25 protein-coding genes are annotated in these 23,302 nt (G+C 62.5%); 10 read left to right on the forward strand and 15 right to left on the reverse strand.

Annotated elements, in window-relative coordinates; all coding sequences use genetic code 11:
• The first annotated feature begins 23 nt into the window (after positions 1-23).
• Complete coding sequence (locus BQ8482_RS22690) at positions 24-677, forward strand: hydrolase (RefSeq protein ID WP_123149628.1); 654 nt, start codon at positions 24-26, stop codon at positions 675-677.
• 407 nt (positions 678-1,084) lie between these two features.
• Here BQ8482_RS22690 and BQ8482_RS22700 read toward each other — a convergent pair whose 3' ends face one another.
• From BQ8482_RS22700 to BQ8482_RS22715, 4 genes are read right to left on the reverse strand one after another with little or no spacing between them, the layout of a single operon-like run.
• On the reverse strand, positions 1,085-1,633 hold the full coding sequence (locus BQ8482_RS22700; protein WP_123149629.1) for a dihydrofolate reductase family protein: 549 nt from the start codon (positions 1,631-1,633) through the stop codon (positions 1,085-1,087).
• 41 nt (positions 1,634-1,674) lie between these two features.
• Positions 1,675-1,827 (reverse strand): dihydrofolate reductase family protein, encoded by a 153-nt coding sequence (locus BQ8482_RS22705; RefSeq protein ID WP_123149630.1) that lies wholly within the window; start codon positions 1,825-1,827, stop codon positions 1,675-1,677.
• Positions 1,828-1,863: 36 nt separating this feature from the next.
• The gene (locus tag BQ8482_RS22710; protein WP_123149631.1) at positions 1,864-2,790 is read right to left on the reverse strand and encodes an SRPBCC family protein; all 927 of its coding nucleotides are present in this window, start codon (positions 2,788-2,790) and stop codon (positions 1,864-1,866) included.
• Positions 2,787-3,128 (reverse strand): ArsR/SmtB family transcription factor, encoded by a 342-nt coding sequence (locus BQ8482_RS22715; RefSeq protein WP_123149632.1) that lies wholly within the window; start codon positions 3,126-3,128, stop codon positions 2,787-2,789. The genes BQ8482_RS22710 and BQ8482_RS22715 overlap by 4 nt, the downstream gene beginning before the upstream one ends.
• Before the next feature lie 430 nt (positions 3,129-3,558).
• Between BQ8482_RS22715 and BQ8482_RS22720 the strand changes: the two genes are divergently transcribed.
• The gene (locus BQ8482_RS22720) at positions 3,559-5,202 is read left to right on the forward strand and encodes an MFS transporter (protein ID WP_123149633.1); all 1,644 of its coding nucleotides are present in this window, start codon (positions 3,559-3,561) and stop codon (positions 5,200-5,202) included.
• Between the two features lie 100 nt (positions 5,203-5,302).
• Here the strand turns inward: BQ8482_RS22720 and BQ8482_RS22725 are convergent, their stop codons facing one another.
• On the reverse strand, positions 5,303-6,724 hold the full coding sequence (locus tag BQ8482_RS22725; RefSeq protein WP_123149634.1) for a coiled-coil domain-containing protein: 1,422 nt from the start codon (positions 6,722-6,724) through the stop codon (positions 5,303-5,305).
• A gap of 344 nt (positions 6,725-7,068) precedes the next feature.
• Positions 7,069-7,413: a TauD/TfdA family dioxygenase gene (locus BQ8482_RS39490; protein WP_244602935.1), complete on the reverse strand. Its 345-nt coding sequence runs from the start codon at positions 7,411-7,413 to the stop codon at positions 7,069-7,071.
• A 277-nt stretch (positions 7,414-7,690) separates the two neighbouring features.
• Between BQ8482_RS39490 and BQ8482_RS40360 the strand changes: the two genes are divergently transcribed.
• Both BQ8482_RS40360 and BQ8482_RS22745 read left to right on the forward strand, forming a co-directional pair.
• The gene (locus BQ8482_RS40360; protein ID WP_342210979.1) at positions 7,691-7,966 is read left to right on the forward strand and encodes a hypothetical protein; all 276 of its coding nucleotides are present in this window, start codon (positions 7,691-7,693) and stop codon (positions 7,964-7,966) included.
• Between the two features lie 243 nt (positions 7,967-8,209).
• Positions 8,210-8,494 (forward strand): SCP2 sterol-binding domain-containing protein, encoded by a 285-nt coding sequence (locus BQ8482_RS22745; protein WP_123149707.1) that lies wholly within the window; start codon positions 8,210-8,212, stop codon positions 8,492-8,494.
• Between the two features lie 61 nt (positions 8,495-8,555).
• Here BQ8482_RS22745 and BQ8482_RS22750 read toward each other — a convergent pair whose 3' ends face one another.
• Together BQ8482_RS22750 and odc2 are read right to left on the reverse strand one after the other, a co-directional pair.
• Positions 8,556-9,119 (reverse strand): GNAT family N-acetyltransferase, encoded by a 564-nt coding sequence (locus BQ8482_RS22750; RefSeq protein ID WP_244602941.1) that lies wholly within the window; start codon positions 9,117-9,119, stop codon positions 8,556-8,558.
• A gap of 270 nt (positions 9,120-9,389) precedes the next feature.
• The gene (gene odc2 / locus BQ8482_RS22755; protein WP_123149637.1) at positions 9,390-10,523 is read right to left on the reverse strand and encodes an ornithine/lysine decarboxylase; all 1,134 of its coding nucleotides are present in this window, start codon (positions 10,521-10,523) and stop codon (positions 9,390-9,392) included.
• A 543-nt stretch (positions 10,524-11,066) separates the two neighbouring features.
• On the opposite strand from odc2, the gene BQ8482_RS22760 reads away from it, so the two are divergent.
• The 4 genes from BQ8482_RS22760 to BQ8482_RS22775 all read left to right on the forward strand — a co-directional run bounded on the left by BQ8482_RS22760 (position 11,067) and on the right by BQ8482_RS22775 (position 15,065).
• Positions 11,067-12,266, forward strand: coding sequence for an amidase (locus BQ8482_RS22760; protein WP_123149709.1), 1,200 nt, complete (start codon positions 11,067-11,069; stop codon positions 12,264-12,266).
• A gap of 1 nt (position 12,267) precedes the next feature.
• Positions 12,268-13,167: a LysR family transcriptional regulator gene (locus BQ8482_RS22765; RefSeq protein ID WP_123149638.1), complete on the forward strand. Its 900-nt coding sequence runs from the start codon at positions 12,268-12,270 to the stop codon at positions 13,165-13,167.
• A gap of 85 nt (positions 13,168-13,252) precedes the next feature.
• Positions 13,253-13,921 (forward strand): DUF1007 family protein, encoded by a 669-nt coding sequence (locus tag BQ8482_RS22770; RefSeq protein WP_123149639.1) that lies wholly within the window; start codon positions 13,253-13,255, stop codon positions 13,919-13,921.
• Positions 13,922-13,925: 4 nt separating this feature from the next.
• Positions 13,926-15,065, forward strand: a complete 1,140-nt coding sequence (locus BQ8482_RS22775) for a nickel/cobalt transporter (RefSeq protein WP_425294122.1) — start codon at positions 13,926-13,928, stop codon at positions 15,063-15,065.
• 153 nt (positions 15,066-15,218) lie between these two features.
• Here the strand turns inward: BQ8482_RS22775 and denD are convergent, their stop codons facing one another.
• From denD to BQ8482_RS22795, 4 genes are all read right to left on the reverse strand, one after another.
• Entirely contained in the window at positions 15,219-16,190 is a 972-nt protein-coding gene (gene denD, locus BQ8482_RS22780) for a D-erythronate dehydrogenase (RefSeq protein ID WP_123149640.1), read from the reverse strand.
• 1 nt (position 16,191) lies between these two features.
• Positions 16,192-16,398, reverse strand: a complete 207-nt coding sequence (locus tag BQ8482_RS22785) for a hypothetical protein (protein ID WP_123149641.1) — start codon at positions 16,396-16,398, stop codon at positions 16,192-16,194.
• A gap of 67 nt (positions 16,399-16,465) precedes the next feature.
• Entirely contained in the window at positions 16,466-17,440 is a 975-nt protein-coding gene (locus tag BQ8482_RS22790; protein ID WP_123149642.1) for a cation diffusion facilitator family transporter, read from the reverse strand.
• A 169-nt stretch (positions 17,441-17,609) separates the two neighbouring features.
• The gene (locus BQ8482_RS22795) at positions 17,610-18,296 is read right to left on the reverse strand and encodes a GNAT family N-acetyltransferase (RefSeq protein ID WP_123149711.1); all 687 of its coding nucleotides are present in this window, start codon (positions 18,294-18,296) and stop codon (positions 17,610-17,612) included.
• Positions 18,297-18,379: 83 nt separating this feature from the next.
• On the opposite strand from BQ8482_RS22795, the gene BQ8482_RS22800 reads away from it, so the two are divergent.
• Together BQ8482_RS22800 and BQ8482_RS22805 are read left to right on the forward strand one after the other, a co-directional pair.
• Positions 18,380-19,564 (forward strand): pyridoxal phosphate-dependent aminotransferase, encoded by a 1,185-nt coding sequence (locus BQ8482_RS22800; RefSeq protein ID WP_123149643.1) that lies wholly within the window; start codon positions 18,380-18,382, stop codon positions 19,562-19,564.
• 158 nt (positions 19,565-19,722) lie between these two features.
• Positions 19,723-20,103, forward strand: coding sequence for a YciI family protein (locus tag BQ8482_RS22805; protein ID WP_095492689.1), 381 nt, complete (start codon positions 19,723-19,725; stop codon positions 20,101-20,103).
• Positions 20,104-20,318: 215 nt separating this feature from the next.
• On the opposite strand, the gene BQ8482_RS22810 is transcribed toward BQ8482_RS22805, so the two are convergent.
• The 3 genes from BQ8482_RS22810 to trhO form a co-directional block, all read right to left on the reverse strand.
• Positions 20,319-21,074, reverse strand: coding sequence for an SDR family oxidoreductase (locus tag BQ8482_RS22810; RefSeq protein WP_123149644.1), 756 nt, complete (start codon positions 21,072-21,074; stop codon positions 20,319-20,321).
• A 278-nt stretch (positions 21,075-21,352) separates the two neighbouring features.
• Entirely contained in the window at positions 21,353-22,120 is a 768-nt protein-coding gene (locus BQ8482_RS22815; RefSeq protein ID WP_123149645.1) for a tellurite resistance TerB family protein, read from the reverse strand.
• 250 nt (positions 22,121-22,370) lie between these two features.
• On the reverse strand, positions 22,371-23,294 hold the full coding sequence (gene trhO, locus BQ8482_RS22820) for an oxygen-dependent tRNA uridine(34) hydroxylase TrhO (RefSeq protein ID WP_123149646.1): 924 nt from the start codon (positions 23,292-23,294) through the stop codon (positions 22,371-22,373).
• Positions 23,295-23,302: the final 8 nt, after the last annotated feature.

Raw genomic sequence — 23,302 nt, forward strand, 5'->3', positions numbered from 1 at the left:
AGCGGCAGAGAAAGGAAGTCTTGATGACCCCTCGTAACGGCCTTGATTCGCTTCTTCGTCCCGAAGATTCGGTCCTCGTTCTGATCGATCACCAACCTTATCAACTCGCGAACCTGAACAGCCACGATCCGCATATGGTGGTCAACAACACGACCGCGCTGGCGAAGCTAGCAAAAGCCTTCAATGTTCCGACCATTCTCACCAGCGTGATCGCGGCGCGCGGTGGACTTCTCTTTAAGCAGATCACCGACGTATTTCCGGACCAGGAAGTCATCGATCGCACCTGGGTGAACACCTGGCAGGACGAGAATGTGGTGAACGTCGTCAAGGGGACCGGCCGCAAGCAACTGATCATCGCCGGCCTGTGGACCGAGGTCTGCGTCGCAATGCCTGTCATCCAGGCCGCCGGCGAAGGCTGGGACGTGACCGTGATAACCGACGCGTCGGGCGGGATTTCGAAGGAGTCTCACGAAGTTGCCATCCAGCGCATGGCCGCGGCCGGCGCGAACGTGATGACCGTGATGGCGCTCGCTGGCGAATGGCAACGCGATTGGGCGCGCACCGAGCATGTCGAGGAGCTGACCGAGATTCTCGTCCAGCACTTCGGTGGCAGCGGCATCGCGTTCCTGTGGGAGCAGCAGTTGCTAAACACGCCGGTGCCAAGCGCCGCGAGCTAACCTCAATGGGATGACGAGCATTCAGAACGATGCGCCGCAAGAGTTGAACACGCATCGAGCCTCGTCATCCCACGCTTGTTGATCGGCCCTTGTCATCTCAGCAAAAAGGGGCCTTTGAAGCCGACTGGCAAAGATCATGAGAGCGGCTCGAGAGCTGTCGTCGGGCCGTTGGGCAAAGCCCTTCAATGTTCGACCACCGCCTATGCTTTCTCTGCGCCGCCTTTTGAATAACTCACCGAGTTCCTCCAAGCCTAGTACCCCCGTCCCAAGCCTGCCGCTCAGCCGCCGTGATGCCCTGATCTCGGCCTCGGTGCTTGCCGCAAGCTTCGTCTTTCACATGGGCACCGCGCGTGAGGCGGGGCCTGCCACCCACGACGTTCCAAGGGGAACACACCGCGGATCGATCGTCATTGTCTGCTCTCCGGCGCGTAATGGAGGATGACAACACCTGACTTGAGCGTCCTCGTCTCGAGATGCTTCAGGGGTATCCGGTTCGGGCCGCCCTTGAACAGCGGCGTGCCTTTCCCGAGAATGACGGGGTTGATCCCGAGGTGATACTCGTCGATCAGGCCGTGCTCCATCAGGGTCGCCGTGAGGTCGGCGCTGCCGAACACGAAGATGTCTCCGCCGTCCCTGGTCTTCAGCTTGGAGACTTCTTCCGCGACATTGCCGTTGAAGAGCTTCGTGTTGTTCCAGTCGGCGCTTTTCAGCGTGCGCGAGAAGACCACCTTCTCGATCTTGTTCATGAAATCCGCGATCCAGCCTTGCTCGGACGGCCAATAGGCTGCCATGAGCTCGTAGGTCACGCGGCCGAAGATCAGCGTGTCGGCCTTTTCCTGGGTCTCACGAATGTAGTTCTCGAGTTCTTCTTCGAAGACGAACCAGCTGATGTCCCTGTCAGGACCTTCGAAGAAGCCGTCGACGGTTACCATGTCCCATATGATCAGTTTTCTCATAGAACCCTCCTCTTCGTGTATCCCTTTGTGAATTCTCGGCCCTATCCCGCGAAGCGGAAGCGCATGTTGGTGATCTGCCCCGCTTCCGAGACCTCGGTCTTCTCCAGCTTGACCGGCTCCATGCCCTTCTGACTGAAGAGGCGGATGCCGTCGCCGATGAGGACGGGCGCGACATGGATGAGGACCTCGTCCACAAGCCCTAATTCGGGCCGACGGGAAGTCGCAGCATTTCAGCGGGATGCGACGAAGCGTTCCAGTTTGCCCAGAGTTTGCAGTCCCAGTTCCAGGGCACCGAAGCCCTTCGCCTCCTGGAACTCGGCAGCCGTGCTGAATACCATGCCCAGCGTTACCTTCGTTGCCCCGTCCTGATCCTCGAACGAGGCCCAGGCGTCGGCATGTTTCGGCCCGTTTTCGCCCCAATGCAGCGTATAGCCGATCCTCTCCTCGGGCCGGACCTCGTTATAGAGATGGTGGTTCGGGAAGACCGTGCCGTCAGGCGCGATCATGTCGAATACCCATTCGCCGCCCGCTCGCAAGTCGATCCTCTTCGTTCGACAGGAGAAGCCTTCCGGCCCCCACCATTGCGGCAGCGTTTCAGGGTTCATCCACGCGCCCCACACGATGGACCGCGGCGCCTGAATCACCCGCTGCAGCACCATGGTCCGTTCAGCCGCGCCCGCCAGGTTGTCTAGTCCCGCGCCGAAGCCTTCTCGATAGCCTGCCTCCATGTCCTCCGCCAGCGAGGAAAGTTGCACCGTCACGACCAGCCGGCTGCGCTCGTGCGTTCCCGAGATATCCGCCGTCACCAGCGCGACCGATTGCGTCACGCCTTCGGATGAGATCACCTCGTAGTTCACGCTGCACAGCGCCGGCTGCAACGCCAGCCAGCCGCACTCGCAGCGGATGTCCGGATGGCCCTCTACCTTGCAGAGCGAGACCTCGCGTCCACCCACCCTGGTGTCGGCCTCCAGGAACTCCACGGTGACCGAGGGCGATGGCGCAGCCCAGATCGCCCGCGCGGCCGGGGCCGTCCATGCCTCCCACAGCACGGCCAATGGCGCGGCCACGTCCCGTTCGAAGGTGAGCGTCGCAAAGCGGCCCTTCCTATCATCAGGCACCGCACGGGTCGCACTGTTTGTAGCGGGGTTCTGTGTCATTCTTCGCTTTCCTTCATCACATTCATCACAAATGCATCCAACCGGTCGAGCCGAGCCTCCCAGATGGCCCGCTGTTCATCGAGCCATGTCCGCACCGGATCCAGAGCCTCGGGTACGATGGCGCAGGTGCGTATCCGCCCGTCCTTGGACGTGGTGATCAACCCTGCCTCCTCCAGCACGGAAAGGTGCCGCATCACCGTGGGCAGCCGTAGTCCCGTGGGCCCAGCCAGATCCGTTACCCGCGCAGGTGTTTCGGCGAGCCGGGTCAGGATCGACCGGCGGGTCGGATCAGCGAGCGCATGGAAGAGTAGCGAGAGAGCAGGATCATGCTTAGCCATGTCGCTAACTATCGCCCAATTTGCCGGTGGCGCAAGCGAAAACTTCGTCAAGTCGCTAAGTATTTTTTGCCCAACGCGCCGAGTTCTTGGAGCAGGCGGCTTCCGTTGCCGAGTCCGCTGGGAAGTAATCGAAGACAAATTCCTGAAGCCGCCAGTCCGCTTCCCACCAATCTCAGCCGTTCGCGTTTTATGGGTTCACGGCCTAGTAGGCAGCGGGCGCGGCGGGCAGAAGTCGGCCACCTCACCGAAGCGCTCCACGCGGCCTGCAAGAATGGCCGCTGACCTGTTCCAACCACGGCTATCTTATTGTTGGACCATGATCTTCTTTGAAAAGGCGTTCGCCCTTTGCGAAGTCATGCTCTACTTCTAGGGGACGGCATGAGGGCACCGATTCTGGAAGAACGCAGCATTTGAAGTCGGGGAAGCATCCATGATCGACGACGAGCCGGACAGCGAACGCGTCTCGGCGCTGGCGCCGTTCCGGCACGGCATTTTCCGTGCCGTATGGTCCGCCAGTCTGGTTTCGAATTTCGGTGGCTTGATCCAGGGCGTCGGCGCCGCCTGGATGATGACCACGATCGCCACCTCGTCCTATCAGGTTGCGCTGGTCCAGGCCTCGACCACCTTGCCGATCATGCTGTTTGCGCTCGTTGCCGGTGCGATCGCCGACAGCTTTAATCGGCGCAAGGTCATGCTGATTGCCCAGACCTTCATGCTGGTCGTCTCGGTTCTGTTGACCGTGTTCACCTATCTTGGCTTGATGACGCCGTGGACGCTGCTCGCCTTCGGCTTCCTGATCAACAGCGGCACGGCGCTTTACAACCCGTCATGGCAGGCTTCTGTCGGTGACATGGTGCCGCGCGCCAAGCTGCCTGCGGCCGTCGCGCTCAACTCCTTGGGCTTCAACCTGACGCGCAGCGTCGGCCCGGCGATCGGCGGCATCATCGTTGCCGCCGCAGGTGCTGCAGCGGCCTTTGCCGCCAACGCTTTGAGTTATGTCGGGCTCCTCATCGTGCTTGCCCGCTGGAAGCCGGACCTGCCGGCCTCGACACTGCCGCGCGAGACGCTGGGCGCGGCGATGGGCGCCGGCCTGCGCTACGTCGCCATGTCGCCCAATATCGGCAAGGTGCTGGTCAGGGGTGCGGCTTTCGGCTTCAGCGCCGGCGCGGTTCTGGCGCTGCTGCCGCTGGTGGCGCGCGATGTCGTCAAGGGCGATGCCTTGACCTACGGCATCATGCTCGGTGCGTTCGGCATCGGTGCCGTCGGCGGCGCGCTGATCAGCGTCCGGCTGAGGCAGATCCTGTCCAGCGAGACGATGGTGCGCATGGCATTCGCCGGCTTCGCGCTCTGCGCCTTCAATGCCGCCGTCAGCGAACACGCCTGGCAGACGTCGCTCGGGCTGCTCATCGGCGGCGCCTGCTGGGTGATCGCGCTATCGCATTTCAACGTCACCGTGCAGATGTCGACGCCGCGCTGGGTGGTCGGCCGGGTGCTCTCGGTCTATCAGACGGCGACGTTCGGCGGCATCGCGCTCGGCAGTTGGATTTGGGGTGTCGTCGCCGATGCGAATGGCGCCGAATTCGCGCTGGTTGCGGCTGCTGTCGCGATGCTGGCGGGCGGCGCGATCGGCCTGTTGTTGCCGTTGCCGCAGCAGGCAGTGCTCAACCTCGATCCCACCAACCGTTTCAAGGAACCGCACCTTGCGCTCGACCTAAAACTGCGCAGCGGCCCCATCGCCATCATGATCGAGTACATCATCCGCGAGGAGGACGTGCCGGAATTCCTGGCCACCATGGCCGAACGCGGCCGCATCCGCCGCCGTGACGGCGCCCGAAACTGGACGCTGGCGCGCGATCTCGAAAATCCCGCAATATGGATCGAGCACTATCACACGCCGACATGGCTCGAATACATCCGCCACAACAAGCGGGCCACCCATGCCGACGCTGTTATCGGCGAACGCGTACGGGCGCTGCACAGCGGCGACGAGCCGCCGCGCGTCCGTCGCATGATCGAGCGTCCGACAACCGCCGGCACCACGATCGTCATGCCGAAAGGACCGATCGAACACTAGACCGTGCCGGTGTGTTCAGCTGGATGAGCACATGACGCTCCAATCCATGCGCCAAGCTGATGGGTCACACCGTACACGAAATCGGCACCCTACCCGCGCCTCAGGATGCAGCGCGCAGGTTTGTACGGACGCGCCGCCTGCTTGTGGCGCGGGCCTTCTCCGCCACGACACCGGTGATCTCGACCACGCCGTTCTCATGCGGTCTGGCGTTTGTGACCTTGTGGAGACGCTCATAGGGCAACAGTTCCTTGACCCGAGCATCGAGCAACGCGACTTCGGCTCGCAGATCCTCGCATTCCTGCCTCTGGACATCGAGCTGTATCTGTTCGGATGCCTGCTGCAGGGAAAGCTGCGAAAAATTCGCGCTCACCGTCGAAAGGTGCATCTTGTCGTTTTCGTTCTCCTTTCTGAGAGCGGACAACCTTTCCTCCGCAATTTGCTTTTCGGCCACAGCGTCGCTGCATTGAGCCTTGAGATTGGCGATCTCGCTGGCGGCCTGACTGTTCTCGCTTGAGGCAACTTCCAATCGTGATTGGAGGTTGCGAATTTCGGAACGCAGGCCGCCGATCTCCGTGAAACTACGCGCACGCTCGGCTTCCCTGTCACCCTCCATGATACGGGCCGCTTCCGTCATTTCCGACAGCTTCGCTTGCGCGATATCGAGCGATTTCTGCAGCCGCATTTCCTCTTTCTCGCTCTTGCCAAGCGCAGCCAGCAGTTCCGAAAGTCGCGCCGCGTCATTGGCATGGATCGTCGAGAGTTCATCCAGCCTGTGCCGCGCCTCAGCTTCCCGTTTCAGCGCCTTGTCGAGATCGATCGACAGGCTGACATGTTTTTCCCTCAGTATCTCGTTCTCGCGTGCGCATCTGTTGGCCTCGGCCGATCTGGCCGAAAGCGTTTTGACGAGGTCGCCGAACTCCGCTTCGCGTTCTGCGCTCGCATTGCCTGCCACGATGAGTTCCAGCCTTGCTGCAGCCAGCGCACCGCGAAGTGCCTCCTTGTCCTCGACCAGGCTTATCTCGCGCTGCTGCAGGGCTTCGACAGCGCTTTCACGTTCGCGCTGCTTTCTGGTCGCGTCGTGGAGCTGCTCCGACAGCACTCTTTGCTGTGTGGTCAGGCTGACATTTGCCAGTTCCAGCTCGTTGGCGCGAAGAATGTCCCCGTGAAGCAGCTTCAGGAATTCGCCTGTCAGATGATGCGAGGTCGCGATCTCCGACAGTTTCGTGTTGATCTCCTCCAGATACTCCCGTGCATCGTCAAAAAGCCCATCAACGGCATTTAACGCAGCCAGTCGGGTTTGTGTGTGGGAAGTCAGCCGTAATGCGATCTCGGGAGTGTCCGCATCGTCCTCGGGCTGAGAGTTGTCATTCCTTGCCGCGAGATTCTCATCCGGGACGTCATTCAACGGCGATTGGTAGTCCAGGTTGAGACACTCATCGAATGCATCCGCCAAATCGGCTTCGAGTTCCTTGAATGCTCTGTCCACCTTCTCGGCACGCTTGATCAGACTTTTGATTCTCATGACTGAACGTCCCCTCCTTCTAGCGCCACCACGGAGTCTTGATCCTCGCCTGCCGGATACGGGTTCATCCTACCTCCCCTGATCGTCCGCGGTCGCCGCGTGAGATGACCGCTCTTGATTCTCCTGTCATGGTCCCGTTTACGCCACCTCCGAGCGCAAAAGGTCGACCCTACGCTAGGGACAGGCTAGGCCACTGTCCTCGTCTGTTTGAATGATGCAAACTGTAACTGCCCTGATTGTCGCGGGCTTTCGGGCAACCAACCCACCGGAGGAACGTCGGCCGGAGTTCCAGACCTTGGGTACCGACAGCTACTGACCGCACATCCGCGATCATCGTCGTGCCGCTATCGGGAGAGGACGCGAATGCGGCTCTGAAACTCACCCCGATCGACATAGCATCGCCGCAGATGTCTCAGCCCCGTGTTTGGGTTGAACGATTGGCGGCCGTGAAGCACCCGGCGATTGTCGAAGACCGCCATTTCGCCGGCCTTGAGGGCGGTAGACTTCTGATAGAGCGTTCGCGGATGTTGCTGGAGCTGAATGACGAAATATTCGCGACCTTGCGCGCGCGGGGCACGCACGGTTCGGTCCGCCTTGGGGCTCCCGAAGCCTACGCGCATCTCTTTGTGCCACAGGTTCTCGCCCGTTTCGCTGCGACCAACCCCACAATGACAATCGAACTTTCTCATGCGCCGTCGTGCCAGCTCGTACCCAGCTCAAGGCAGGTAACATCGATTTGCTGGTCTGTGTCGGGGGCCACGAGCCACGCCAGTGGCCGGTCTCCGAATTGTGGCGCGGTCCGTTGAAGTGGATCATGTCCGCACAGCATTCGGCCCATTTGCAAGACCGCTCCCGTTGGCCCTTTCTCCAGGGGACTGTCCATGGCTGCCACCATGGCTGGATGGGTGCTTGTGGCGCGGCACCGCACTTCGCGCTCTTGAACGAGCCGGCCGGCGTTACAAAATCGTGTCTACGGCCACAACAGTCGAAGGTCAGCAGGCTGCTGCCCTGGCGGGTCTCGCCGTGGTGATCTTGCCGGAAGCAACGCTGGTGCCCGGACTGCGGGCTGTAGGGAGCGACGAGGGCCTGCCCGACCTGCCGGAGACTGCCGTCTTGTTAGTCAAGGCACGGGAGCCTCGCCAGCCCGAAACAGACACGCTTGCTACAGTGATCATGGATACATTCGAAACGATAAGGGCCGCCGCACGACGAGAACCTGTTGGGCAGCCGAAATCCTCGTAAAACAGGTAATGCCCTGCGCGACCTTATCTCTCCAGCCACGCAAACGCGCACCGGGCAGCATCGACGGGGCAGCTTCGCTGCGGCGATAAAACCCATTCTCATCTCGGGGAACCGCGTTGACGTAAACGTCAACCCAAAGCTATATGCCCCAGCGACCGTGATCGCGAAATGCGCAAGACGGCGACTTCGGCCAGAATCGAAGCGCCAATCTGCGACAAACGCAACGAGACGAGGAGAACGGCCATGGGCGTTCAGGAAATTGCCGACAAGATCAGCGCGCGCGTGGCGAGTGCCGGGTTCGATCGTTCCGTGAAATTCGATACCGGCGGCGACGGTGTCATCGTCATCGACGGCGCTGATGTGTCGACCACCGACGCGCCGGCCGACTGCACCATAAAGCTTTCGCTCGACGATCTGGAGTCGCTGATATCAGGCGATCTCAACCCGACCATGGCGTTCATGTCCGGCAAGATAAAGGTCGAAGGCGACATGAGCGTCGCCATGGCGCTGAGCCAGTTGATCGGCTGATCCAACCAATCGGGATGGAAACAAGCCGCCGCCCGATGGGCGGCGGCTTGTTTCCGATCCGTCAGGCCGCGAGCGGCAGTCGCTGTGACTTCAGCTTGCGCCCCGCCGCCTTCAGCGTGCCCTGCGCGCCGGCGAGTACGCCTTCCACCAGCTCCAGCGCCAACAGGCGGTGCCGCTCATAAGGGCCCGGCATGGCAAGCGAGCCGGTTTTTTCCGCCGAGAACCCGAAGCGCTCATAATAGGGCGCGTCGCCGACCAAAAGGATCGCGGCGTGACCGAGACGCGCGGCTTCAGTGATCGCATGGCGCATCAGCGCCGAGCCGATGCCGGCATTCTTGATTGTGGGATCGACGGCGAGCGGGCCAAGCAAAAGGGCTGCCCGACCGCCCTCGCCCAGCACCACGTCCCAGAGCCGTACGGTGCCGGTGACGGCACCCGTCGCATCACGTGTGACAAAGGCCAGGCCTTCCGAAGGCCGGCGGCCGCGCCGCAGCTTTTCCGACGATTTTTTCCGGCGCTTCGGCCCCATGGCGCGATCGAGCAAAGCCTCGCGCGCCGAAACGTCAGCAGCGGTTTCGGCGGCGGTGACGAAAGCGCCGGCAATCTCCCCCCTCGCGGGGGAGATGTCGCCGAAGGCGACAGAGGGGGTCGCCGCGCGTGAAGCGCCGGCCCCACACAGTCCAAGAGAGGTCGCGACAGCTGAGCCGACCCTCTCTGGCCGCTTTGCGGCCATCTCCCCCTCAAGGGTGGAGATCGAGCGCTGCGCAGCGCCTTCAACAATGAAATCGACAATTTCCATTTCCGCGATCCTTCACGAGCGGATTGTTCCACAGGCGAACCGAAGCGGGCGATCTCGTCGCCCGCACCGGGTGATCTGACCGGCTCTTGCGAGCCGTCAGATCACGTAGGATCGGAGAGGCTCGAAGCCGTTGAACGCGACCGAGGCGTAGGTCGTCGTGTAAGCGCCGGTGCCCTCGATCAGCACCTCGTCGCCGATGGTCAGCGACAGGGGCAGCGGATACGGCGTCTTCTCGTACATCACATCGGCCGAATCGCAGGTCGGGCCGGCGAGCACGCACGGCGCGGTCTCGGTGCCGTCATGCGCGGTCACGATCGGGTAGCGGATCGCCTCGTCCATCGTCTCGGCGAGACCGCCGAACTTGCCGATGTCGAGGAAGACCCAGCGCACATTGTCGTTGTCGGCCTTCTTCGAGATCAGCACGACTTCGGACTTGATGACGCCGGCATTGCCGACCATGCCGCGGCCCGGTTCGATGATGGTTTCGGGAATTGCGTTGCCGAAATGCTTGCGCAGCGCCGAAAAGATCGCCTGGCCATAAGCCTGTGCCACCGGTACATCCCTGAGGTAACGGGTCGGAAAACCGCCGCCCATATTGACCATCTTGAGCACAATGCCTTCCTCGGCGAGCGTCGCGAACACCTTTTTGGCGTCACCAAGGGCGCGGTCCCAAGCGGTCAGGTCGGTCTGCTGCGAGCCGACATGAAACGACACGCCATAGGCGTCGAGCCCAAGCGTCCTGGCACGACGCAGCACGTCGACTGCCATCGCCGGCACGCAGCCGAACTTGCGCGACAGCGGCCATTCGGCGCCTTCGCCGTCGGTCAGCACGCGGCAGAACACACGGGCGCCGGGTGCAACGCGGGCGATCTTCTCGACCTCCTCGACGCAGTCCACCGCGAACAGCCGGATGCCGAGCTGATAGGCGCGCTGGATGTCGCGCTCCTTCTTAATGGTGTTGCCGAAGGAGATGCGGTCCGCCGGCGCACCGGCGTCCATCGCCATCTCGACTTCGGCAACGGAAGCGGTGTCGAAGGACGAGCCCATCGCAGCAAGCAGGCGCAGGATTTCCGGCGCCGGATTTGCTTTCACCGCATAGTAGATTTTCGAATCGGGAAGCGCCTTCTCGAAGGCGCGGAAATTGTCGCGCACGACATCGAGATCGACGACGAGGCATGGGCCGTTCGGACGTCGGGTGGCGAGGAAGTCAAGGATGCGCTGGGTAGCCATCGGGGTCTCTCCATCAGCGCCTTTCGGCGCGCACAAAGGCTGCGGGACGCGGGTCATCGACCTCGCGAACACGCGGTGGACAAAGGCGGGACGTCAAATCCATGGAACCAGCCGGTGGAGACCCCGGAACCATGAAGCGCCGTCTCGCGGCGGTGAACCTTGGCCTTGCCCGGCCTCGGTTCGCTTTGTCTGCCTTGGCTTGGATGGGAGACCCGTCCGCACTGCCGGCAATGAAGGTGTGCCTCTTCAGTAACCCCGGTCTTTGGACAACCGGCAGAACACCAGAAAGGCCCGCACCGTCGTTGCTTCAAGGTGTCCTCGGTCTGGCGGTTGGCCGCTAAACCGACTGGAGGGGTTAGCTCCAGTTACCTTACCGATATCCCTCACCATTTTGAGGATCGGCGGACACCCACAGGCACGTGCGACTTTGGGCAAGCGCGATATAAGGTCGAAGGATTTCACAATCAATAAAAATCGTACGCCAGGTTGTAAAATTCCTGGCGTCGAACAATGTTGCAACAACTGTATCCGGATATCGAACGCATGACAGGCACTCGCGGCCCGCTGAACGCTTTTCTCGACCTTGATGATGTCCCTGTATCCAACGCGCAATCCGGCCCGCTTGCCGGTCTGCGGCTGGCCGTCAAGGATATTTACGACGTGGCCGGCTACCGCACCGGCTGCGGCAATCCGCAGAAATACCAGGAGGGTTCACCCGCCTTGGCGACAGCGCCGGCCGTCCAGGCGCTGCTTGATTCGGGCGCGCGCTTCGTCGGCAAGACGCAGACCGACGAGTTGGCCTTCTCCCTGATGGGGCTGAACGCGCATTTTCCGTCGCCGGTCAATCCGGCAGCGCCGGACCGCATCACTGGCGGCTCGTCCTCCGGTTCCGCCGCCGCGGTAGCCGGCGGGCTGGCCGACATCGCTACCGGCTCCGACACCGGCGGCTCGATCCGCGCGCCGGCAAGCTTTTGCGGCCTGATCGGCCTCAGGGTCACGCATGGCCGCATCTCGCTCGATGGCACCATGCCGCTGGCCCCTTCACTGGACACGTTCGGCTGGTTCGCCAGGGATATGGTCACCTACGAAAAGGTCGGCGCGGAGTTGCTCGGCGACGATCTCCATCGCCACGAATTGCAGCGTCCGCTCGCCCTGGATGTGCTGGACGGGCTCGTGCTCGGCCCGCGGGAAGCCGATGAATACCGCGGCATGGTCCGCCATGTCTCTTCGGTAACGGGCGCGCCGCGGGTCATTGCGCCGCTCTCGCATTCCACCGACGATCTCTACTGGTGCTTCCGCACGCTGCAGGGATACGAGGCGTGGCAAAATCATGGTGCCTGGATCTCGCAGGGTGACCGGATGCTCGGCCCCGGCGTCAAGGAGCGTTTCGAGCATGGCGCGACCATCGACGCCGCAACCGCGCAACGTGAAACGGAACGTCGCGTTTCGTTTCGTCTTGAACTTGCCGAGCGTCTTGGCGAGGACGGCGTCCTTGTGCTGCCGACCGTTCCGGGTGCCGCCCCGCTCAAGACCGATTCCTTCGACGATTTGCAGACCTATCGCGAACGCGCGCTGAGACTGCTGTGTCTTTCCGGCCTGTCGGGCTTTCCGCAGATCACCCTGCCGCTGGGCCATGTCGACGGCGCCCCTTTCGGTCTCTCGCTGCTCGGACCTGAGAACAGCGACCGGCAGCTGATGGCGCTTGCCGCGCGCATCCTTTCAGCCCACCAAAGGAGCGCATGACATGGATACGCTGACCCGCATGCGCGCCTTCATCGACGTGGTCGAGGCCGAAGGTTTTTCGGCAGCAGCGCGCAAGATCGGCCGCTCCAAGGCGCTGCTGTCGAAATATGTGCGCGAGTTGGAGGACGAGCTCGGCGCGCTGCTGCTCAACCGCACCACCAGGCAGTTCTCGCTAACCGAGGCCGGCCACACCTATTACCGCCGCGCCTCGGAAATCGTCCGCGAGGTCGACAGCCTGGCCGATGCGGTGCGCGAATCCTCCGGCGACGTGCGTGGCAGGATCAAGCTGTCGGCGCCGCGCACCTTTGCCGACGCGCCGATCGGCCAATCGTTGATCGACTTCGCCAAGCAGCATCCCGACATCGTGCTCGACATTCATCTCGACGACCGCTTCGTCGATCTGGTCGAGGAAGGTTTCGATCTCGCTGTGCGCATTTCGCGGCTGGAAAGCTCCTCTCTGATCGCGAGGCGTCTGGCGCCGTTCTCGGTGCGGCTCTGCGCATCGCCCGAACTGATCGCCAAGCACGGCATGCCGGTGCGGCCGCAGGACCTTGGCCGCGTGCCCTGCATCATCGACACCAACGGCCGCTGGCTGACCAACTGGCCGTTCAAGGGCGACGGCGGCGACACGGTAACCGTTTCGGTCTCCGGTCCGATCGAGGTCAACAGCCCGATGGCGGCAAGGGCCGCCGCCGTGGCGGGATTGGGATTTTCCATCCTGCCGGATTTCATCGCCGCGCCCGATATCGAAAGTGGCCGGCTGGTGACCGCGCTGGATGACCGCATCCTGCCGGGTGGTGGCATCTTTGCGGTCTATCCGCACCGGCGCTATTTGCCTGCGAAAGTTCGCGTCTTTGTCGATTTCCTGGTGCAGTGGTTCAAGACGATTGACAATGCATGAGCTTTTAGCCGCCGGGGGGTCCCATTTTCGCCCCCTTTCTGGTAACTCTCGGCAGTCTCCGAAGTCGATGGAATCACCACCCAGAATGCACCTGAAACGGCAAGCAATCATGATGGCTTCGGCCATGGCGGCGACATTTGCCACGGTCGGGCCAGCAAATGTGCATCCCCACGTCTTCGCCGAGGCTCGCCTCGAAGTGATCCTCAGCCCGGATCACCAAAGTGTGAAGGCCTTGCGCCACGTCTGGCGCTTCGACGATTTGTTTTCGAGTACGGTGATGATGGAATTCGACAAGAATTCCGATCTGAAGCTCGACGACAAGGAGCTGAAGGAAGTCGCCGACACCGTCCACGCTTCGCTGGCGGAGTTCAATTACTTCCAGCTCGTCACCGTCGACGGCAAGGACGAGGCGATGAACCCGCCGCCGCAGCTGATGGCAAATTTCGACAACGACCAGCTCATCATCCTGTTCGAATCCGAACCGAAGGCGCCGACCAGGCTGGCCGGCAAGATCGATATCGGCGTCTATGACCCGACCTTCTACACGGCGATCGATTTCACCGAGGACGCCAATCTGCAGGTCGCCGGCTTGCCGTCGACATGCACGAGCAAGGTCGTTCGTCCGAACCCTGACGAGGCGCTCGCCGCGAACCAGAAGACCCTGACGGACGCCTTCTTCAACGATCCGACAGGCACTGATATGAGCAAGATATTTGCGACCAAGCTTGAACTGAACTGTAAGCCAGAAGGATGATCCGGTGACGAAACCGTCCCTGCGTTTGGCCTTCGGCCTTTTGGCCGTCGCCCTTGTGATGACGCACGTCCTCGGCTCCGCCCACGCCCAGAGCTCGCTCGGCATCGGCACCAATGACGGGATAGCTCCCACCACCGGCCCGTTCGCCCAACTCCTGATGTGGATCAACCTGCGACAGCAGGAATTCTACCGCGCGCTTGCCGGCGCGATGAAGGCAATGCGCGAGGATGGCAGCAAGCTGTGGTTGCTTATCGGCCTGTCCTTCGCCTACGGCATTTTCCATGCCGCCGGCCCCGGTCACGGAAAGGCGGTGATCTCGTCCTACATGGTGGCGAACGAAGTCGCGCTCAAGCGCGGCATCATGCTGTCCTTCGTCTCGGCCCTGCTGCAGGCGCTGACGGCGATCCTGGTGATGATGCTCGCCTACTTCGTCCTGCGCGGCACCACCATATCGATGACCGACGCGGCTTGGTTCCTCGAAGTCATGAGTTTTGTCTTCGTCACCCTGTTCGGCGCCTGGCTTTTGTGGCGCAAGGCCGGCCCCGCTATCCTTCGTCTGTTCGGCGCGAACCCTGCCTACAGCCTGTCGGCGGCCCATGCCGGCCATTCGCAAACAGGCCACTCACATTCCGCACATGCGCATTTGGCGCATTCCCATGCGCTTCACGCACATGGCCATGATGGCCACAACCATGATCATGGCGCACACGACCATCACCATGACCATGGCGGGCACGATCATCATCACCATGCGGGCGAGGTCTGCGAGACGTGCGGACATTCACACGCGCCCGACCCGGCGCTGCTTTCCGGCGACCGATTCGACTGGCGCACCGCCTGGTCGGCGGTGGCGGCGGTCGGTATCCGACCCTGCTCGGGCGCGCTGATCGTGCTGAGCTTTGCCATGCTCAACGGGCTGTGGTTCGGCGGCATCCTGTCGGTGCTGGCGATGGCGCTCGGCACCGCGATCACGGTCTCGATCTTGGCGACGCTGGCGGTGACGGCCAAGAACTGGGCAGTCTATTTCGCCGGTGACGGCCGCATGGGCAACCGCATCCATTCGATCGTCGAGATCGGCGGCGCAGCCTTCGTCTTCCTGTTCGGGCTGCTGCTGCTTTCGGCGAGCCTGACGGCTGGCGGATGACGCCTCGATCGGACGCGCGGCTCTCCAGTACTGACCACAAATGTCGGTCTTGGCACCGCCCTGCCGGCAGGCAGGTGAGGGGCAGCGCCGAGGTCGATAATTGGCGTAGTACCGGAAGGCGGCTGCCCACCGTGACCTGAATATCAACGCAAGTTAGATCTTCCCATCCAGCTCCTCCTCGATATGGGCGCGGATGATGTCGTCGAAGCTGGTTTCGGCGGCAAAGCCAAGCTCCCTCGACCGCCGCGCCTCGAACCGTGTCGGCCAGCCCTTGACGATCGCCCAGATCGTATCGTCGGGCTCCTCGCGGATCAGGTTCACCGCTTTGGCGCCGGCAATGCGTTTCAAGGCCTCGATCTGCTCGCCGATCGTGACGGCGACGCCGGGCATCGTCAGATTGCGGCGCGGCCCGACGGCGCTGCCGTCGATCCCTGCTGCGTGGATCAAAAAATTCACCGCCGAGCGCGGGCTGGCGTGGGTGTGCACGACAGAGCGCGGCACCGGCAATATTGCTTCCTGGCCGCTCAACGGCTCGCGGATGATGCCGGAGAAAAAGCCCGAAGCCGCCTTGTTGGGCTTGCCCGGCCTGACGCAGATGGTCGGCAGCCTGATGCCGATGCCGTCGAAGAAGCCGCGCCGCGTATAATCGGCGAGCAATGCTTCGCCCATCAGCTTCTGCGTGCCGTAGGAGGTCAGCGGCGTCGGGTGGAATTCGTCGGGGATGATGTCCGGAAACGGTGCGCCGAACACGGCTATCGACGAGGTGAAGACGACGCGCGGCGCAAACCCCGCCAGCCTTACCGCATCGAACAGCGCCCTTGTGCCGTCGAGATTGACGCGATAGCCGAGATCGAAATTGGCTTCCGCCTCGCCCGACACGACGCCGGCGAGATGGAAGATCACGTCGGGGCGCGACGCGACCAGCCGTTCCATCGCGCTCGCCGCGGCGAGATCGCCTGTATGGATGGTGACGCCGACGCCTTCCAGCGCCGGCGCCTGCGGCGGCACGATATCGTGAAGCTCGAGCGCGGCGATCTTCCGGCCGCTGAGCGTTCCGTCCTTCGCCAGCCGGGCGATGAGCTTGCGGCCGACCATGCCTGCCGCGCCGGTAATCAAAACACGCATATCAATGATCCTTTTTGCGCTGGCTGCGGCCACGCAGCCAAAACACGACGAAAATGGCCACCATGAAGACAGCGGCAATTACAGCGGCAAGAATGGTCGAGACGCGGCCGGCCGCCAGCATCACGGTTGGCAAATAGTAGGCGGCGATGCCGAACAGCAGCAGCACCCAGAGGGCGCCTATCGCCGCGTTGCGCGTGTCGCGATCCATCACGCGGCCCTGACGCGGCAGGAATTCATCAAGTTCGTTACCAATGCCATGGAACTAACTCCCGCAGTCAGTGATGGTGGCCATGATGCGGAGCCGCATCGTGCGCATGGTCGTGCTCGCCATCGTGGCCATCATGGCTGTCGGCGCAATGGCCGAATTCCGGTTCTACGGTGGCGTGGGCAATGCCATGCTCGGCGGCAAGCCGCTTCTTGATGGCGCTGACCGTCTTGTGGGCATCGACGCCATCGTTGAGGCAAGCATGCAAGGTCGCCATGTTGCTTGACCCGTCGAGCGACCAGACATGCATGTGATGCACCTCGCGCACGCCCTTGACTGTCCCCTCTATGTCCCTGGCGATCAGGTCGCGATCGAGGCTCGCCGGCACGCCTTCGAGCAGGACATGAGCTGCTTCGCGCATCAGCGACCAGGCCGTGGACAGGATCAGCAGCGAGACGAGGACGGACAGGATCGGATCGATAGGCGTCCAGCCCGTTGCCAGGATGACCAGCGCAGCTATGATCGCCGCCGCCGAGCCAAGCAGGTCGCCGAGCACGTGCAGGATGGCGCCGCGCATGTTCAGGCTGTCGCGGTCGCCGCCATGCAGCACGAAGAAGGAGCCGATATTGACCAGCAGACCGGCGATCGCGACGACCAGCATCGGCCCGCCGAGCACGGGCGCAGGCGTCAGCAGGCGTTCCCACGCCTCATAGATGATCCACAGCGCAATGGCGAAGATGGCGATGCCGTTGGTATAGGCGACCAGCGTTTTGACCCGGCCGAAACCATAGGTGAGGCGAACGGTGGCCGGCCGGCCGGCCAGATGAAAAGCATACCAGGCAAGGCCGAGCGCGATACAGTCGGCGAGCATGTGGCCGGCATCCGCCAGCAGCGCCAGCGATCCGGTGAAGAGACCGCCAAGCGCTTCCACGACCATGAAGCCGGCGGTCAGGCAGGCTGCGACCAACACCCGTTTCTTGTCGGTCGAGCCGTGCACATGACCGGCGCCGTGGCTGTGGTCATGCCCTTGCGAACCATGCGCCATCTGCAAACTCCTGCTAGAGCCTGATCCATCCCGGCAGAATCGGGATGGAGGCTCAATCTCGTTTGACCATGATCTTGCCCGAAAACCGGATTCCACTTTCGGGATCATGGTCCTTCTCGTTTGACCGTGATCTTGCCCGAAAACCGGCCTCCATTTTTCGGGATCATGGTCAGGCGCCGAACTCGGCGCGGAAATCCTCGAGCCGTCGCTTCTGGCGACCGTCGCCATCGAAATTGGCCGGATCGAGCCATGCCTCATAGGCTCTGCGCAGTGCCGGCCACTCCTTGTCGATGATCGCGTACCACGCGGTATCGCGGTTTTCGCCCTTGACCACAAGATGCTGGCGGAAAATGCCCTCGAACTTGAAGCCGAAACGCTCCGCCGCGCGCTTCGACGGCTCGTTGCGGTTGTTGCATTTCCATTCGTAGCGGCGATAGCCAAGCTCATCGAAGATGTATTTCATGAACAGGAACTGCGCTTCCGTCGCCGCCGGCTTGCGCGAGATCAGCGGCCCCCAATAGATGTTGCCGATCTCGATCACGCCATGGGCCGGATCGATTCGCATCAGCGTCTGGCGTCCGGCGACCTTGCCGCTGGCCTTGTCGATGACCGCGAAGAACAGCGGGTCCTCGCTGGCTTCGGCCTTGTCCAGCCATGGCTGGAAGGCGGCGCGGGTCTGCGGTGGATAGTCGAACAGCCAGACGAAGCGGCCATCGACGTCAGGCACCGACGACGCCTCGAACAGGCCGTCGCCGTGCTTTTCGGCGTTGAGCGGTTCCAGCCTGGCATAGCGCCCCTCCAGGACTTTGCGTTCTGGCCGCGGGCGCGGTTGCCAATTCTTGAGGTTTTCCGACACCCAAAGCTCCAATCCGTTTGACTTTTGCGAAAGGACGCTCACAAAAACGCTCGCTCGGTGAAAGAACCACACGGACAGGAAAAATGCTCCACACGATTTCGGCCTTCGATCGTCTCGGCGAGGAAAACGCCTTCGCGGTGCTGGCTCGTGCCACCGCGCTCGCCCATCAGGGCCGCGATATCGTCAATCTCGGCATCGGCCAGCCCGACTTCAAGACGCCGCAGCACATCGTCGAGGCGGCGATCAAGGCGCTGCGCGACGGCCACCACGGCTACACGCCGGCCAACGGCCTGCTGGCGACACGCGAAGCGGTGGTGCGCCGCACGCTGACCACCACCGGCGTCGAGGTTTCGCCCGAGGCGGTGATGATCCTGCCCGGCGGCAAGCCGACCATGTTTGCCGCGATCCTGATGTTCGGTGAACCGGGCGCCGAGATCCTCTATCCCGATCCCGGCTTTCCCATCTATCGCTCAATGATCGAGTTCACCGGTGCTGCTCCGGTACCGGTGCCGATGCGCGAGGAGAACGGCTTTGCCTTCTCGGCGCAGGAGACGCTGGCGCTGATCACGCCGAAGACCAGGCTGCTGATCCTCAACTCGCCGGCTAACCCGACCGGCGGGGTCACCCCCCGCGCCGAGATTGAGAAGCTGGTCAAAGGGCTGGAAGCGCACCCTGACGTCGCCATCCTCTCCGACGAGATCTACGACGTGATGACCTACGACGGCGAGACCCATTGCTCGCTGCTGAGTTTCCCTGAGATCCGCGACAGGCTGATCGTACTCAACGGCTGGTCGAAGACCTGGGCGATGACCGGCTGGCGCATGGGGTGGTCGATCTGGCCGAACGGCGACAAGGGCGCCCACCTCTACGACAAGGTGCGCAAGCTGGCGGTCAATTGCTGGTCCTGCGTCAACGCGCCGAGCCAGTATGCCGGTATCGCGGCCATCGATGGTCCGCAGGACGACGTCGACAAGATGATGCGCGCCTTCGACCGCCGCAGGAAAGTCGTGGTCGAAGGGCTGAACGCCTTGCCGGGCGTTTCCTGCATCACACCGAAGGGCGCGTTCTATGCCTTCCCCAATGTCTCAAAAACCGGCTGGAAGGCCAAGAAGCTGGCGTCTGCCCTGCTTGAGGATGCCGGCGTGGCGCTGATCGGCGGACCCGATTTCGGCATTCTGGGCGAAGGCTATATCAGGCTGTCCTACGCCAATTCCGAAGAGAACATCCTGCGCGCGCTGGAGCGGATCGAGGCGTTTCTGGGCAAGTGAGAACAAGCGCATGACCCGAAATCGGAATCGATTTTCGCGGAGGCGCAAATCAAAGTGCTACGGCGTCCTTTGCGCCCGATAGGACGCGCGGCACTGTCTCAACAAGGAGATCGCTGTCGTCGGCGATAGAATTCACGACCGAAGAAAGGTGACGTCAGATGTTTTATGCCATCCTCGCCTATCACGTTGAGGAAGTGATCACGGCGCTGACTCCGGACGAGGATGCGGCGCTGATGACCGACCTGCTCCAGATAAACGAACGGCTATACCGCGAAGGCACCCTTGGCCCGGCGGCGCGGCTCGGGGCGACCCAAGACGCCTGTACCTTGCGCGGGCCGGGCGCCGGAATGGTCATTGACGGACCCTTCGCCGAGACCAAGGAACAATTGTTGGGGCTCTACGTCGTCGACTGCGCCACGCGCGATGCCGCGATCGCGATTGCGCGCGACCTTCGCCGCGTCAATCCGACCGCCGTCTACGAAATCCGCCCCATTTCGCTGTATCTTCCCGGCGTGCCGCTTTCGGTCAGGCAGTCCTAAAGCGCGTCGCATTTGAACGGATTCATGCGACGCGCTTTAAGTTCTTGTTTTATGCATGTCGTTGTCGCAAAACCGCTGCGCACTTTTGCGCGACATGCATTAGCCAAAAATTGAACGCCGCCCGGCCGGGTCTCCGCTGGTGCGCAGCGTCCCGGCGTTCGCCGGCCTTTCATCGTGCCACTGGCACGATGAATTCGCTTACGCGAACCGGCCGCTCACCCTCGCCCGACATACGGCATCTTCGTCGCCATCACGGTCATGAACAGCACATTGGCCTCGAGCGGCAGGCTGGCCATGTGGACGACGGCATTGGCGACCTGCTGGACATCCATCACCGCTTCGGCGGCGATCGAGCCATTGGCTTGCGGTACCCCGACCGTCATCGCCTGCGCCATGTCGGTCAAGGCGTTGCCGATGTCGATCTGGCCGCAGGCGATGTCATAAGGCCGGCCGTCCAGCGCCAGCGTCTTGGTCAGCCCGGTAATAGCGTGCTTGGTCGCGGTATAGGGCACCGAGCCCGGACGCGGCGCGTAGGCAGACACCGAGCCGTTGTTGATGATGCGGCCACCCATCGGCTGTTGCCTGCGCATAGCGCCGAAGGCGGCGCGGGCGCACAGGAACGAGCCGGTGAGATTGACCCCGACAACTTCGTTCCACACCTCGACGGGGATTTCGTCGATCAATGTCGACTTGTAGCTTGTGCCGGCATTGTTGAAGAGCAGGTCGACACGGCCGAAGGCCGCCGCCACCGTCTCGAACATCTCGTCGACCTGATCGGCCCTGCTGATGTCGCAGGCGACCGCCAGCGCCTTGGCTTGTGTAGATCCGGCATCAGCGATCGCCTTGTTCAGCACCGGCTTGCGGCGTCCGCAGAACACCGTATTCCAGCCGGCCATGAGCAGCGCCGTAGCGACGGCTTTGCCGATGCCGGTGCCGGCGCCGGTGACGATGGCTGTTTTGTAGTCTGTCATAACTGTCCTCCTACAGCGCCGCGTGTCCGCAAAGGACGCCATAGCACCTTGATATCGAGCAATTTGATTTGTGCATGATCGCTTCCAAAAATCGATTCCGATTTCGGCTCATGCGCTAACTGGCTTTGACAAAAGGGCGGCCATTGGCGGCCGCCCTGATCTGAACCGGCTTGGGAGGAGGAAAGCCGATCCGACTAGCTAAAATCATGCGCTTCCTAGGTAAACGAGACATTAACGCGAGAGGGCGCCCGGATTCCCGCTCTCCGCGGCCCGGAACCCTACCAGCGCAAACCGGCGGTTGCCTTGCCCGACGCCGGCACCCCTGACTCCGGCACCTCTGGCGCCGGTACCTTTGCCGCCGACACCGTCGCCTCGACATGGTCGACCAGTGCGTCCGGCAGCCCGAGGCGGCCGGCGAGCAGATCGAGATAGCCGCGTTCGGCACGCGTATCCGGATCGATGGTGAGGCGCGAGGCGGTGTAGAGTTCGAGCTTCTGCGCGTCGGTTTGGGCGCCGGCGACCAGCGTATCCAGGTCGAGCGGCGTTTCCAGCTCAGACATCAGGAATTTCTCAGCGTCGGAGCCGATGCCCGCGAGGCTGAGCTTGCCGGCGATCTTTTGCCGTTCGTCGTCGTCGATATGGCCGTCGGCCTTCGCCGCCGAAATCATCGCCCGCACCAGCGTCAGCGTGAATTCGTCCTCGCCTTGCGGCGCTTGCGAGGGATGGAAGCTGGTGTCGGCGGGCGGCGGCAGCAATTCCGGCGAGCCGGCTGCGGCCGTCTCCGCAGGCGCCTTGCCGTTCTTGTAGTTCTGGTAGGCCTTGTAGGCGAGGCCGCCGATCACGGCCAGGCCGCCGAGCTTCACCGCAGTGCCGGTGACCTGACGGCCAGCGCCGGTTCCGAGCAGCACCGCGGCCAGCGCGCCGGCCGCCAGCGGATTGTCCTTGGCCATCTGCATCGCCTGACCCCCTTTGTCGCGGACGGTCGACCCCGTTCCGGGAATTTGCGAGCCGAGCAGATCGTCGAGGAGCTTCCTGGGATCGAACATCAATGCCTCCAGAATTGGCCCGGCCGAACGTGGACGGGCAGGTTTTCGGACGTTGAAGAGGTAGGCCCCGCATATTGGCATTACAATGACGGATGAGCGCTTTGCCAATGATGGCGAAAACAAGATGATGTCAGGATCTGCAGTGTCGGCCCGAAAATCGGAATCCATTTTCGGAAAGCACGATGCGTAGATTCAAAGTGTTAGAGCGTACTTTGTGCGTCCAAGTGCGTCCAAGCGGACGCACGTCGTTCTAACGTCCGACGTGCGGAGCCCTGCCTTGCGCTTCTGCAAGCTCAACCTGGCGCTGACGCTCGGCGTAGCGCGCGCGATCCTCGTCGGAACGGGCATCGAAGCAATGCGGACATGAGATGCCGGCGGCGTATTTCGGCGATAACAGGTCCTGCCCGATCAGCGGATGCCGGCAGGCGCGGCACAGTTCCGCCTCACCCTCGACCAGCCCGTGCGACACCGAGACGCGCTCGTCGAAGACGAAGCACTCGCCCTGCCAGAGGCTCTGTTCGGCGGGCACCTCTTCGAGATATTTCAGGATACCGCCCTTGAGATGGAACACATCCTCGAAGCCGAGCGACTTCACATAGGCCGTTGCCTTCTCGCAGCGTATGCCGCCGGTGCAGAACATGGCCACCTTCCGGCCGACGAGCTCGGCTTGGTGCTGCTCGACCCAGGCCGGGAATTCGCGAAAGCTCGCCGTAGCGGGATCGACCGCGCCCTTGAAGGTGCCGATCGATACCTCGTAGGCATTGCGCGTGTCGATGACGATCGTGTCCGCATCCGAGATCAACGCGTTCCAGTCGGCCGGTGCGACATAGGTGCCGGCGCTTGCCGTCGGATCGATATCCCTAACGCCCATGGTGACGATCTCGCACTTCAGCCGCACCTTCATGCGGTGGAACGGCATCTGCGTGGCGCTGCTGTACTTGACCTCGAGACCGGCGAGACCTTCGATGGATTCGAGATGATCGATGAGCGCGGCGATGTCAGCTTCGCTGCCGGCGACCGTGCCGTTGATGCCCTCATGCGCCAGAAGCAGCGTGCCCTTGATACCGCGTCCGCAGCAGAAGGCGGTGAGCGGCGCGCGCAATGCCTCGAAGTCGTCGAGACGGGCAAACCTGTAGAGCGCGGCAACGCGGAAAGGTCGATTGGGCAGTGTCATCGCCAAAG

Origin of the sequence: Mesorhizobium delmotii, assembly GCF_900149755.1 — a bacterium.
GTDB lineage: Bacteria > Pseudomonadota > Alphaproteobacteria > Rhizobiales > Rhizobiaceae > Mesorhizobium > Mesorhizobium delmotii.

What these genes read in the sequence shown, in the direction of transcription:
- BQ8482_RS22745 (WP_123149707.1), top strand. Translation starts at nt 8,210, where the DNA reads ATGGGCGTTCAGGAAATTGCCGACAAGATCAGCGCGCGCGTGGCGAGT.
- BQ8482_RS22720 (WP_123149633.1), top strand. Translation starts at nt 3,559, where the DNA reads ATGATCGACGACGAGCCGGACAGCGAACGCGTCTCGGCGCTGGCGCCG.
- BQ8482_RS22800 (WP_123149643.1), top strand. Translation starts at nt 18,380, where the DNA reads ATGCTCCACACGATTTCGGCCTTCGATCGTCTCGGCGAGGAAAACGCC.
- BQ8482_RS22765 (WP_123149638.1), top strand. Translation starts at nt 12,268, where the DNA reads ATGGATACGCTGACCCGCATGCGCGCCTTCATCGACGTGGTCGAGGCC.
- BQ8482_RS39490 (WP_244602935.1), bottom strand. Translation starts at nt 7,413, where the DNA reads ATGAGAAAGTTCGATTGTCATTGTGGGGTTGGTCGCAGCGAAACGGGC.
- denD (WP_123149640.1), bottom strand. Translation starts at nt 16,190, where the DNA reads ATGCGTGTTTTGATTACCGGCGCGGCAGGCATGGTCGGCCGCAAGCTC.
- odc2 (WP_123149637.1), bottom strand. Translation starts at nt 10,523, where the DNA reads ATGGCTACCCAGCGCATCCTTGACTTCCTCGCCACCCGACGTCCGAAC.
- BQ8482_RS22710 (WP_123149631.1), bottom strand. Translation starts at nt 2,790, where the DNA reads ATGACACAGAACCCCGCTACAAACAGTGCGACCCGTGCGGTGCCTGAT.
- BQ8482_RS22760 (WP_123149709.1), top strand. Translation starts at nt 11,067, where the DNA reads ATGACAGGCACTCGCGGCCCGCTGAACGCTTTTCTCGACCTTGATGAT.
- BQ8482_RS22790 (WP_123149642.1), bottom strand. Translation starts at nt 17,440, where the DNA reads ATGGCGCATGGTTCGCAAGGGCATGACCACAGCCACGGCGCCGGTCAT.
- BQ8482_RS22700 (WP_123149629.1), bottom strand. Translation starts at nt 1,633, where the DNA reads ATGAGAAAACTGATCATATGGGACATGGTAACCGTCGACGGCTTCTTC.
- BQ8482_RS22810 (WP_123149644.1), bottom strand. Translation starts at nt 21,074, where the DNA reads ATGACAGACTACAAAACAGCCATCGTCACCGGCGCCGGCACCGGCATC.
- BQ8482_RS22715 (WP_123149632.1), bottom strand. Translation starts at nt 3,128, where the DNA reads ATGGCTAAGCATGATCCTGCTCTCTCGCTACTCTTCCATGCGCTCGCT.
- BQ8482_RS22770 (WP_123149639.1), top strand. Translation starts at nt 13,253, where the DNA reads ATGCACCTGAAACGGCAAGCAATCATGATGGCTTCGGCCATGGCGGCG.
- BQ8482_RS22805 (WP_095492689.1), top strand. Translation starts at nt 19,723, where the DNA reads ATGTTTTATGCCATCCTCGCCTATCACGTTGAGGAAGTGATCACGGCG.
- trhO (WP_123149646.1), bottom strand. Translation starts at nt 23,294, where the DNA reads ATGACACTGCCCAATCGACCTTTCCGCGTTGCCGCGCTCTACAGGTTT.
- BQ8482_RS22815 (WP_123149645.1), bottom strand. Translation starts at nt 22,120, where the DNA reads ATGTTCGATCCCAGGAAGCTCCTCGACGATCTGCTCGGCTCGCAAATT.
- BQ8482_RS22690 (WP_123149628.1), top strand. Translation starts at nt 24, where the DNA reads ATGACCCCTCGTAACGGCCTTGATTCGCTTCTTCGTCCCGAAGATTCG.
- BQ8482_RS22785 (WP_123149641.1), bottom strand. Translation starts at nt 16,398, where the DNA reads ATGGATCGCGACACGCGCAACGCGGCGATAGGCGCCCTCTGGGTGCTG.
- BQ8482_RS22725 (WP_123149634.1), bottom strand. Translation starts at nt 6,724, where the DNA reads ATGAGAATCAAAAGTCTGATCAAGCGTGCCGAGAAGGTGGACAGAGCA.